The organism is Chryseobacterium polytrichastri (genome assembly GCF_900142445.1).
In the GTDB taxonomy this organism is placed as follows: Bacteria; Bacteroidota; Bacteroidia; order Flavobacteriales; family Weeksellaceae; genus Chryseobacterium; species Chryseobacterium polytrichastri.
In genome coordinates this window covers 16986-28324 of the sequence record NZ_FRAV01000054.1, presented here as the reverse complement: position 1 = coordinate 28324, position 11339 = coordinate 16986, and the positions used below count along the sequence as shown (strand labels likewise).

The window sequence follows — 11339 nt, the reverse complement described above, 5'->3', positions numbered from 1 at the left end:
TATATTTATAAAAATTACCTCTCACAAAATATTTCTGCTGCCTCATAGTTTTATTCTTTAAAGTAACTTATATTTATAAATACAAACATACGAGAGACAAAAGATTGATATATTATTTATTGAAGTTCATCATGAAATGCAAACAAGAACTCATAAGTTTAAAAAAATCTTTGATTTTTATTCTTTTGAAAGCTTTGTTTTCAAAAGAGCTAAACTTTAAATAATTCAATAATAGCTTTTGTACCTTTTGCGGTTTAATTTTTTATTAGTTTAAACAGGCTTAAGAAAAATAAACCTTTGCATTAAAAACAAAAGCCGCCATTTCAAGATTTTACACTCAAAATGGCAGTTTAAAATATTATTTGAAAATCTTGGTAAAGCTATCTTTTTCCAAGCTTTCCAATGAGAAATCAAAGTCTGCTTCTTCTTTTTCTGAAGTGATGGTTGCTCCCAATTCTTCTATCAGATGATTGAAAGAAATTGGCTCATACCATTGCTGATACAGGGCATTAGTTGCCATCGTAGAAACTTCAGAAGTTCCCGAGATATGTGAATTTCCTGCTCCAAAATTCAATAAGACGAAACATTGTTTTCCATCCTTTGGCAATAGCATTCCCAAAATCGTCTGCTTCTGAACCGAGTTACATTTTGCTTCAGCAAAGAGATTATTAGGATTCATCATATACTCGTAGGAAATATCATCTCCTTTTCCGATAACGATTTTATAACCACAATTGGCATCTCCGGAGAAAACACTATTCATTACAAGTGTTGGAGTGCTTAAATATTTGTTGGCGTAAAGATATTCTACCGCACCTTTAGGAGCAGAGGTCATATCTCCGGAATACATCAATTGTCCATTATCTTGATTATAAGCTGCATTCCAGCCAATTTTTCCTGCGATATTTAATCCGGAAAGGTCAAGGTCATTTGCTCCCCAAGCATCTTCCCAATAAATTCCGATCGCCAGTCTTTCACCATAAAATCTCGTTCCGGTTGGGATATTTCCCACAAACATTTTCTCGGAAGTGGGTAAGCCAAATTCTACATCTTTAGGGAAATACATTTTCTTTCCGGAAAGATTATATTTTGATTGTAAATAATTTAAGATAAAATGATAATTCAATTCATTCGCAGAAGTAGGAGTTCCTTTTTTTGTCCATGATTTTCCATTTCTGATTCTGTAGACAAAAGTATCCTGACCATACATTCTTGAATAACAAGCGGATAAAGCTTTAAATAAAGCAAAAGGCGTTGCATTCTCTAACCAGTGTAAATCACTATTTTCCAACAATATATTGGTAGCATTGTTTAATGGATTTAAAATTAATGGTTGATGATAAACTTTTGACAGCTTCGAAATTTTATTAATTGTTTTCGGAGCTTTCTTTTTATAAGCTAAAAATAAAGGTTTGAATCTGTTAAAGATCTCAGCGAGTCTTTCTAGTCCAAAACTTTCAAATAAGTAGGTTGGATTAAAATTACTTTGCTTAATTAAATCAATCAAATCATCGTTTTTAATTAAAAGCGTTGTATTTGTTGTTTTATAAATTACGTAACGGAAAAACTCAACCGGATTTTCAGGGTAAATATCGTACAAATCGGCAATTTTTATAATCGCTTCTTTGTTTCTGATATTTTCTTTTCCTGTAAAATCATAGTCCAATTCTGTATGCAGAATATAAAGCAAATCATCGATCGTTTCTTCTTTCAAAGCAATACCTGATTTCAAAAGAGAAAGACATTTTTCCTGCATTTCTTCTTGTGAATAGGCTTTAACAACTTTAAAAGTTAACTTTAAATCAGGAACATTCAATACTTCTTTAGGGATATAAATTTCATTTTGAAAATTACTTCCATACGTTGAAATATAGTGGTTGATTTGTTCAATTAACAATTCAATTCTATTGCTTTCTTTGATTTTCTGCCACGATTTATGAAAGGTTTTATTTAAATCATTTCCATTCAGTTTTTCTTTTGAATAATAAGAAATAATTTCTTTTTTAGCCCAAAGTGCATCAGATTCAATGATAAATCCTTCCTCTGAAATAAAAGGCTTTTCATGAGATTTTCTTGCTAATACAGCGTTGAATAATTTTAATGTTTTCATTGTTTTTAATTTAAAAAAATAAGTGAGGAGTAGTTCTTTTAATGAAATATATAGGAACTCCTTTTACCTATAGTTTTATAAAAAGCGGGGAGTAATTTTCTAAAAATATAGGAACTCCCTTTGCCTTAATTTTTTACTAATGAAAATGATTAATCATTAAATATAAACATTTTTATTAGTTTGAGGAGTAGGCAGGGCTCGAACCTGCGACCCACAACTTTGACGTTTTACAGGAACTTTATTTGCCAAAAGCGAAAAGTAATCTGTTGCTCTACCATCTGAGCTACTACTCCTACCGTTATTATTAAAAGTTTTCATAAACCTTACAGACTTTTACACCAGCAAGGTTCGGTTATTAGTTTTATTATTTTGGTTAAACGCAAAGGCGCAAAGTTTTTAAATTCATTGTGCTTTTAAGGCGCAAGAAAATCAAAGATTTTTAGCAAATTCGATTCATGGAATTTTATCGCAGATAAAATCCTTGCGCCTTAAAAAGTATAGTTGTTAAAATCTTTGCGTATTTCCAACATCTATGCTTTTTTAATTTTTTTCTTTTTCTTCCAAGGCGCATTCTTCTGAACATCCCCAGCCATAATACATCCATAAGGCATCACTTCATCCAAGACTTCGCAAAGTCCGTATTCTTCAATCTGGGCTCTTACGTTTTTAGCACTTTTATAAGCAGTCGGAAGCTCAGAAATATCAATTTCATTTGAGAAGAAACGGATATCTAACCCTTGGGTTTCTTCTTCAAAAATTTCTTCAATGGTTTTATGGGCCAGTGATCTTTTATGCTGTGTTCTGCTGAAATTTCTTCCTGCTCCATGTGGCGCAAAACCTAAATTTCTTTCATTGGTTTTTCCCTGAACGATCAAAACGGGTTCTGACATATTCAACGGAATTAATCTTGGCCCCGTAATATCCGGCATAAATTTATCGTCCAACGGAGTTGCTCCTTTTGCATGGTAAAATAAATCTCCATCCTTGAAAACAAAATTATGTTCGTTCCAATATCTATCTTGTTTTTCGATTTCCATTTTGTTTAAAACAGCATCGTGAATAGATGTATGGTTTTCTTTCGTCCACGTTCTTATCAATTGCAGGGCTTCCCAATATGATTTTCCTTCTTCAGTTTCATAAGGAATCCAGGCGTTTTCCCTCAACGTTTCTGGTGAAATTTCTTGTCTGAATCTATTCGCAATCTTCATTCCTTTATCATACAAAGCAGCTCCCGGAGCTCTCGATCCGTGGTGAGTCACCAACATGGTATTTCCTGTATTTTTGGAAATTCCCACGAATAAGAAATGGTTTCCATCCCCTTGAGTTCCCATATGTGAACGGGAGATACTGATTAATTTTTCATCATTCAAGAAATCATTTTTTCTAAAAGCATCCATTAATTCCTGAGACATCTCCATTTGCTCTCCTCTTGGTCTTCCTCCGTATCCAAAGTGCGTGATAGAATGCGCAGCATCTAAAACTTCTTTAGGATCGGCTTTTCCAAAATCGGTCAACATCACGGAACAACAGATATCTGCGCTATGAAATCCTGGATGAATAGCATTTTTTGCCACAACAACTCCGCCCACAGGAATCTGACCTTCTGGACCTGTTGGACAAGCATCCGGCATGATGGCTCCATTAATTAAAGTGGGCGTTTTCATCAAAACTTTCATGGTGTTGATTACTTTTTCCACGTTATCATTTTCACTTTCGTGTTCCGCTCTGATATTAATGATGAAATTTTTTGCTGTTTCATGAAGTGGAATCAAGTCCGGTTGTTTGAATTGTTCCAAATAGGCTGCAATTTGATTTTCATCTAATTTATTTTCGTTGATATGTGCAATCGCTTCTTTAAACCATTTCGCTGATCTATATCCTAATTCTATTAAGTTGTTTCCGTTAAATTCCATGTGTTCTCTCATTTTGTTGATGCAAAGTAATTACACAAGTATGCAGTCTTTTTGCGTAGATGAAAATATTTTAATTATTTTTGATGAAATTTAAAAAAATGATACTAGAACAAATAAAAATTTCTCCTGAAACGATTCAATTTAAAGAGGTGATTGCATTTATTGATGAGAATTATAATTTCACGCCAACAAAATTCACCAACGGAAATACAGTAAATGAAGCAGATCAGAACAATGGTTCTTGCAAAGTATTCAGTTTTGGGAAGTTGAATAATGTGTCAAAAGATGAGGTTTTAAGCCTTTTCGGCGAATTTTACAGAGAAGATGTATTGAAAAATCCTGAAGGAACGGATCATCAAAACATCAGGAATTTCATCGAATTCGGTTGGGATGGGATTTCTTTTGAAGGTGAAGCTTTGACAAAGAAATTTATGTTATAAACGCAAAGGCGCAATTTTTTAAGTATAAACTGTTTTTAAGGCGCAAGAAAATCATAGATTTTCAACAAATTGTCCAGCTAAATTTTATCGAAGATAAAATCCTTGCGCCTTAAACCCGTAACTTTTTTAATAAAATTGCGCCTTTGTGATTTTCCAAAAATTAATTAAAAAGACAAAATAAAATACCATGTCATCCAACAAAAACGCACTTATCCGTTACAAAACGCTTGATAAATGCCTTAAAAACAAATACAAGCAATACACTTTAGAAGATTTAATTGATGAATGTTCTGAAGCTTTGTTTGAGTTTGAAGGCAAAGAATCTTTTGTGAGCAAACGTACTGTACAACTCGATCTGCAGAATATGCGCAGTGAAAAGTTCGGGTACGAAGCTCCAATTGAAGTCTATGAAAGAAAGTATTATCGTTACAGCGACCCAGATTATAGTATTCATAATATTTCAGTGAATGAAAGTGATTTGAAGGCGATGAATAATGCTGTGCAGATTTTAAAGCAGTTCAAAGATTTTTCAATGTTCAAGGAAATGAATGGAGTGATTCAGAAACTGGAGGATTCTATTCATGCTACCAATCAGAAATCAATTATTCATTTGGATAAAAATGAACAGTTGAAGGGGTTGGAACATATTGATGTTTTGTATGATGCGATTTTAAATAAAAAGGTTTTAAATATTCTTTATAAAAGTTTTACGGCACGAGAATCGAGTAACTTTATTGTACATCCACAATTATTAAAAGAGTTCAATAATCGTTGGTTTCTGATTTGTTTTAATAAAGAATATATGTATAATTTGGCTTTAGATAGGATGGAGAACATTCAGATCGAAGAAAAGATTCAATATATAGACAGAAATCTTGACGGTGATGAATATTTTAAAGATATTGTTGGAGTGAGTGTTTCTCCGAACGTGGCTCCGAGAAATGTTGTTTTCTTTGTTGATTCTTCCAATTCGCCGTATATAAAAACAAAACCTTTGCATAGCAGTCAGGAGATTGTAAGTGAAACGAATGAAGGAACCATTTTTAAAATTTGCGTTCAACTAAACTTCGAGTTAGAAAGGCTTTTGCTGGGATTTGGTGAGAGTTTAATTGTGCATAAACCACGAAAGTTGAGACTAAGAATGGAAGAGAAATTCAAAGGAGGAAGTTTGAATTATCAAAACCTAATAATCTCTGATGATGAGCAATAATTTGTAGTAAATCTATTTTATGGCGCAAAAATTGTAATTATTATACAAACATAGCATTATGAGATCAAGAATTTTCAAAGCATTAATTGCAATTATCGCGCCTTTAGCAATAGATTTCCTTGTTAAAAAAATAACAGGAAAGAAAGATGAGAAAAAACCACTTCCAACTCGACCTTAAGTGTTGTGAGGTTAAAAAATAAAAAGAGATTGTTTCAAAAACAATCTCTTTTTTTATGCAAAATTAGAAGTTTATTTTCCTATATAAAATCATACACCCCGTTTTTCCAGCCCAAAACTTTAGAAGAATCTGCTTTTAACCAGTTTTTCAGAACCGTAGCATAAACTTTCCTAAAATCTTCGGTGTAAATTAAATCCCCTTCATTTAAATTTTGTAGATCGGGGAGTGCATTGATAAGCCCTTTCTTTTTTAATCCACCACTGATAAAAAACATTTGGTTGGCTGTTCCGTGATCAGTTCCGTTGCTGGCATTTTGCGCAACACGACGGCCAAATTCTGAGAAAGTCATCAATAAAATATCATTGAATAGGCCGTTAGTTTTCATATCAGCAACGAAAGATTTTACGGCTTCATTAATATCGCTAAACAATTTTTCCTGTCTTTCATTTTGGTTAACGTGCGTATCAAAACTTCCCACAGAAAGATAATAAACCTGAGTATTAATATCAGATTTTATCAATGAAGCAACCGTTTTAAAGTCTTTTCCCAATTGTGAATTAGGATATGCTTGATCCGTTTTTTTTGCTTTGCTTTGATCAAAAATATAACCTGCATTATTGATCGTTGAACCCAGCGTTTGATATAAATAAGATACCGTTTCGTCATCATGATGATGGTCATAAAGCGACTTGAAATATTTCTCCTGACTTGTTTGATACAATCTTTTAGGATCTTTGAAAGCAAAAGCTTTATTATTTTCTCCTTTTAGGGCTAAACTTAGCATATCATCAACTTCCAAAGCTTGTGTTGCATGCTCACATTTGTAACATTCTTCATCCAGAAAACGCCCTAGCCATCCTGTTTCTAAAAACTCATTGCTTTTACTTGCAGATTGCCAGATATCCATACTTCGAAAATGGGATTTATCAGGATTTGGATAACCCACATTATTCATAACCGAAAGGTCTCCATTATCAAACAGTTCCTTAAAATAAGACAAAGCCGGATTAATTCCTGCTTCATCATTAAGCGGTAAAGAATTCTGTATGGCGATTTTACTTCTCTCTTTAAAATAAATATCATTTTTTGTAGGAATGATCGTATTTAATCCATCATTTCCGCCCGTGAACTGAAGAACGATCAAGATCTTTTGATTGCGTTCCAAAGCATTATCCAATGTCATCGACTTTAGGAAATTAGGTACCATTAATGAAACGGTAGCTAATGAACTTATTTTGAGAAATTCTCTTCTTTTGATTAACATAAACTTGGGTTTTAGGTGGAAAATAATAGGTTACGGTTATAGAATTGCTTTTTAATTTTTAACTAAAATCTGCAACTTGCTAACTCGAAACTACATTAATTGAAATTCTGGGGTTGACATTAAATTGATCACATCCATTTTCACGCTGTTGTCTGAGAAGTTTTTCACAGTATCCATATCCAGACTCTTTTGATTTTGAATCAAATAATCTTCACAGTTCTTTTTATTAAAAGCTTTTTCAACACGAGCCCAGTCAATGGTAATATTTGGGTTTTTAAAACTTTTGTTTAAGGCGTTTTCTCGGGATTTCATTCCCATATCAATATCATCATCTTCCCTCGGAGAATATTCTAAAGGTCGTAAACCCGACCAAATTTGAGGAATCTGAAGCCTGAGCATTAATGTTGAACTGTCGATCCAGGATTTTCCGTTAGGCCATCCCGAAACATTAGGCGGATAAAGTAGCATTTGGCCTAATAATTTTTGATACACGATGAGGTTTTCAGGATTTTGAATATTCATCGGCAGCGTCCTCATCATTCCTACCATTAATTCTATCGGAGATTTTATTCTGTTTCCAATATTTTTTTTGTCATAAAACCATGCGCTTGAAAATATATCAATCATTAGTTTTTTGATGTCGTAATTGGAGGTGTAAAAACTATCACTTAGCTTATTCACAATATTTTCATCAATATTTTCATTGACAAAGAATTTGTAAATTTTAGCAGTAATAAACTTAGCCGTTGCTTTCTGTTCAAGAATGATATTTAAGGCATCGGTTCCCGTAAAATTGCCTGCTTTTCCTAAGAAGGTCTTTATGCCTTCGTCATGGAGTTTTTTTCTTTCTGCAAAAACGCCCTCTTTATCATATCCCCAGCCAGTAAAAGCTCTTGCTCCTTCGCGGATGTCTTTTTCGGTGTAATTTCCTCTTCCCATGGTAAATAATTCCATCACCTCTCTGGCAAAGTTTTCATTGGGATGATCTTTTTTGTTTTGTTGATTATTAAGAAAATTAAGCATAGCCGGTGCTTGACTTACTTCAAACAAAAGATCTTTGAAATTTCCTACAGAATTTTTTCTGATGATATTTAATAATTGTCTGTTGAATTTTGGGTTTTGAACTCTCGAAGCAAAATGTCCGTGCCAGAAAAAAGCCATTTTTTCTCTCATCTGTTCATTGCTGTTGATCATTTTATTGAGGAAATTCAGATTCAGTTCATTGTTTTGATCCCGATTAATTCTCTGGATTTCCTTTTTCTTTTCGGCAGGAGATTTATCACTCATATAGTCAATAGTTTCTACATCAGGAGTGTTATAATTAACTTCCGAAAAGTTTTCTTCTTTAAACAGTTCTTTGATTAAAGTTTTACTGTCTTTGTTTTTCAAATCTTCAAACTGATTGATTCCTGCTCCGAAACCGGCGCGCCAAAGAAGGTGTTTGTTATTTAAAAGTGAAGTGTCAATCATAAGACAATTTATTTTTTTGATGCTTCTAAAGATGAAAGGTTAAAATGATAACGGTTAAGAATTCGTAATATTACTTTTCTGGATTTCAAGTTAAACACTTATTTAATTTTTGGTTAATTTAATTAATTGATATTCATTATTTTGTGATTTTTATAAATGTTAAAGTAAAGAATTAAGGGCTCCTTGGCACGATTTTTACATCTAAACTGATTAGTAAAATTTAAAAAAATAGAGTTATGAAAATGTTTAAACAAGCTATCTTGCTAGCTGGAGTTTTAACGGTTGGTGTAGTAAGTGCTCAAAGCTCAAAAATGAATAATATGATTAAGGTGGGAGGTAATGTTGGTTTAGCAGTTCCTTCGGATAACTTCTCTGCTTCTGTGGGAGTAGATGTAGCCTATCAGAACTTAATCACTCCTGGATTTGGGCTAGGTATCGCAACAGGATATACCCATTATTTCGGGAAAGATAACAATGGGATTAATAATAATGATGTAGGGGTAATTCCTGTAGGAGCGTTGATTAGAATTTATCCTAAACAAACAGGATTTTATTTCGGAACAGACCTAGGATATGGCTTCTTGGTAGGAGATAATAAGGTAGCTTCTAACAGTACGGTTGACAGGCCAGATGGAGGTTTCTACATCAAACCAGAGATTGGTTACCATAATAAAGATTGGAATTTCTTCGTACAATATCAAAAAGTATTTACTGGAGATAAAGGCCAAATAGGAGATAGAGACTACAATGTGGGGAACATTGGAGTAGGCTTCTCATACAATATTGCACTAGGAAAGTAGTTAGATTTATATATAAACAATTATTAACCAAAACCTTTTCGCTTTTTTGAAAAGGTTTTTTCTTTCCCTGTAGTATTTACCAAAACAATTATTATATTTGATAAAATTTGTGATTATGATTTTGAATCCAAAATTTCCGCTTTATTTACCAGGAGTAAAAAACAGTAATAATGATAACGTTTCTATCATTGGGGCAAACCTTCGTGAAGATACTACAACCTTGGGCTATTTTGTTTCCGGTAACGGAGGTCTTGAGATGAAAATCCAAAAAGATTACCCAACGAAAGAGTATGCTTCTTTTTCGGATATCTTGAAAATATTTATTCATGATAACGGGTTAGAAAATGCAAAACGTTTGGGAATGGCAATTCCGGGGCCGGTTCTTTATGGAAAGAGTAGTCCTGCAAGATTAGGCTGGAACTTAGATCAGGAAGAGATCACAAGAGATTTCTCATTTGAAAGAGTAGATATGCTTAATGATCTTGAGGCTTCTGCTTACGGAATGGGGCTTCTTGAAGATTCTGATATGGATGATATCTATACCAGCGGTCATCTTGAGAATGGTAACGTAGCGATCCTTGCACCAGGAAATGGATTAGGAGAAGCTGGATATTTCTTTGACGGGAAATATTTAAGACCATTTGCAACAGAAGGAGGTCACTCAGAATTTTCTCCAAGAACAAACGTTGAAGTTGAATTCTATCAATTCTTAAATAATATCTACGGAATTGTAAGTTGGGAAAACGTACTTTCTAAAACAGGATTGTTTAATATCTATAGATTCTTAAGAGATGTAAAAAGACACCCTGAACCAGAATGGTTATCAGAACGTCTTGCTAAAGGTAAATTTGTTGAAGAGATTTATAAGGCAGCCGTTGAAGATGATGTACTAATCTGTAAAATAGCTTTAGATACTTTCCTTGAGTTTTTAGCAAGAGAAGCCAATAACTTAACTTTAAAACTGAAAGCAACAGGAGGATTATTGATCTCAGGAGATATTCCGCAGATGATCAGTAATTATATGGATAAAGACAAGTTCTATGAAAAATTTAGAATAAGCGATAAAATGGAAGACATGCTCAAAAATATTCCGATTTACCTGATTAAACAAAATCAGACGGGATTAAACGGCGCAGCTCTCTATACTGCTTATTACCAAGAATAAACATCAACTCCGAAGAAATTCGGAGTTTTTTATTATGTGATATTATTCATGAAATTTATTATTTTTATTGATATAGATCAATGAAATCTATTGGATAAGTTGGCTACATTTGCATCATTAAATAAAGTAAATAACTTATTTCAAAATGAAAAAAATATTTTTATTAGCAGTTTTAGCTGGTGGTTTAGCTTTCGGGCAGTCTAAAAAAGTAGTAGCATCTGATGTTCACTGGTGGGGATATAAAGTTGCTAAATCTGAGGCAAGCTCTCACGATGGTACTGTAAAAGTGAAATCTGGAGATATGATCATGAAAGGAAATCAATTAGTAGGTGGTTCTTTCACTTTAGATATGACTTCTATCAACTCTACTGATCTTTCTGGGGAATACCAAGGTAAATTAAACGGACACCTTAAAAACGGAGATTTCTTTGAAGTTGAGAAATTCCCTACAGCTACTTTCAAAATTACTTCTGTAAAGAAAAACAATGATAAAGTTTATAGCTCTTTAGTTACAGGAGATCTTACTGTTAAAGGAAAAACGAACCCAGTTTCTTTCCCTGCAAAAATTTCTTACAGCAAAGGAGTGGTAAGTTTAGTATCTAATAAATTTTCTTTCGACAGACAGAAATTTGACGTTGCTTACAAGTCTACAATGCAAGATGTTTTTGTGAAAGATGATATCGATATGCTTGTAAAAGTGACTGCTAAATAATTTAATCAAAAAAAGATTGTTAAAAGTGTAGAAGTTCTACACTTTTTTTTATTTTTGTTGAATTGTAAATAAAAAAG

9 protein-coding genes and 1 tRNA gene are annotated in these 11339 nt (G+C 33.1%); 5 read left to right on the top strand and 5 right to left on the bottom strand.

Annotated features, from left to right (window positions below; all coding sequences use genetic code 11):
* Window positions 1-358: 358 nt before the first annotated feature.
* From BUB80_RS21700 to BUB80_RS21695, 3 genes are all read right to left on the bottom strand, one after another.
* Entirely contained in the window at window positions 359-2110 is a 1752-nt protein-coding gene (locus tag BUB80_RS21700; RefSeq protein ID WP_073297706.1) for a hypothetical protein, read from the bottom strand.
* Window positions 2111-2293: 183 nt separating this feature from the next.
* Window positions 2294-2403: transfer RNA gene (locus tag BUB80_RS23745), tRNA-OTHER, on the bottom strand.
* Between the two features lie 237 nt (window positions 2404-2640).
* Window positions 2641-4023 (bottom strand): RtcB family protein, encoded by a 1383-nt coding sequence (locus BUB80_RS21695; RefSeq protein WP_073297704.1) that lies wholly within the window; start codon window positions 4021-4023, stop codon window positions 2641-2643.
* 98 nt (window positions 4024-4121) lie between these two features.
* On the opposite strand from BUB80_RS21695, the gene BUB80_RS21690 reads away from it, so the two are divergent.
* Window positions 4122-4463 (top strand): HopJ type III effector protein, encoded by a 342-nt coding sequence (locus tag BUB80_RS21690; protein ID WP_073297712.1) that lies wholly within the window; start codon window positions 4122-4124, stop codon window positions 4461-4463.
* A 187-nt stretch (window positions 4464-4650) separates the two neighbouring features.
* Window positions 4651-5673 (top strand): helix-turn-helix transcriptional regulator, encoded by a 1023-nt coding sequence (locus tag BUB80_RS21685; protein WP_073297702.1) that lies wholly within the window; start codon window positions 4651-4653, stop codon window positions 5671-5673.
* 257 nt (window positions 5674-5930) lie between these two features.
* On the opposite strand, the gene BUB80_RS21680 is transcribed toward BUB80_RS21685, so the two are convergent.
* Together BUB80_RS21680 and BUB80_RS21675 are read right to left on the bottom strand one after the other, a co-directional pair.
* The gene (locus tag BUB80_RS21680) at window positions 5931-7115 is read right to left on the bottom strand and encodes a DUF1501 domain-containing protein (RefSeq protein ID WP_073297700.1); all 1185 of its coding nucleotides are present in this window, start codon (window positions 7113-7115) and stop codon (window positions 5931-5933) included.
* Window positions 7116-7205: 90 nt separating this feature from the next.
* Window positions 7206-8585, bottom strand: coding sequence for a DUF1800 domain-containing protein (locus tag BUB80_RS21675; RefSeq protein ID WP_083547361.1), 1380 nt, complete (start codon window positions 8583-8585; stop codon window positions 7206-7208).
* A gap of 236 nt (window positions 8586-8821) precedes the next feature.
* Here BUB80_RS21675 and BUB80_RS21670 point away from each other — a divergent pair, with 236 nt between their 5' ends.
* The 3 genes from BUB80_RS21670 (at window position 8822) to BUB80_RS21660 (ending at window position 11262) form a co-directional block, all read left to right on the top strand.
* Complete coding sequence (locus BUB80_RS21670; RefSeq protein WP_073297699.1) at window positions 8822-9385, top strand: hypothetical protein; 564 nt, start codon at window positions 8822-8824, stop codon at window positions 9383-9385.
* 115 nt (window positions 9386-9500) lie between these two features.
* Window positions 9501-10550, top strand: coding sequence for a glucokinase (locus BUB80_RS21665; protein WP_073297697.1), 1050 nt, complete (start codon window positions 9501-9503; stop codon window positions 10548-10550).
* A gap of 145 nt (window positions 10551-10695) precedes the next feature.
* Window positions 10696-11262, top strand: coding sequence for a YceI family protein (locus BUB80_RS21660; RefSeq protein ID WP_073297695.1), 567 nt, complete (start codon window positions 10696-10698; stop codon window positions 11260-11262).
* Window positions 11263-11339 lie beyond the last annotated feature (77 nt).

Coding starts and splice junctions, on each gene's coding strand:
- BUB80_RS21690 (WP_073297712.1), top strand. CDS start 4,122: ATGATACTAGAACAAATAAAAATTTCTCCTGAAACGATTCAATTTAAA.
- BUB80_RS21685 (WP_073297702.1), top strand. CDS start 4,651: ATGTCATCCAACAAAAACGCACTTATCCGTTACAAAACGCTTGATAAA.
- BUB80_RS21700 (WP_073297706.1), bottom strand. CDS start 2,110: ATGAAAACATTAAAATTATTCAACGCTGTATTAGCAAGAAAATCTCAT.
- BUB80_RS21680 (WP_073297700.1), bottom strand. CDS start 7,115: ATGTTAATCAAAAGAAGAGAATTTCTCAAAATAAGTTCATTAGCTACC.
- BUB80_RS21665 (WP_073297697.1), top strand. CDS start 9,501: ATGATTTTGAATCCAAAATTTCCGCTTTATTTACCAGGAGTAAAAAAC.
- BUB80_RS21660 (WP_073297695.1), top strand. CDS start 10,696: ATGAAAAAAATATTTTTATTAGCAGTTTTAGCTGGTGGTTTAGCTTTC.
- BUB80_RS21675 (WP_083547361.1), bottom strand. CDS start 8,585: ATGATTGACACTTCACTTTTAAATAACAAACACCTTCTTTGGCGCGCC.
- BUB80_RS21670 (WP_073297699.1), top strand. CDS start 8,822: ATGAAAATGTTTAAACAAGCTATCTTGCTAGCTGGAGTTTTAACGGTT.
- BUB80_RS21695 (WP_073297704.1), bottom strand. CDS start 4,023: ATGGAATTTAACGGAAACAACTTAATAGAATTAGGATATAGATCAGCG.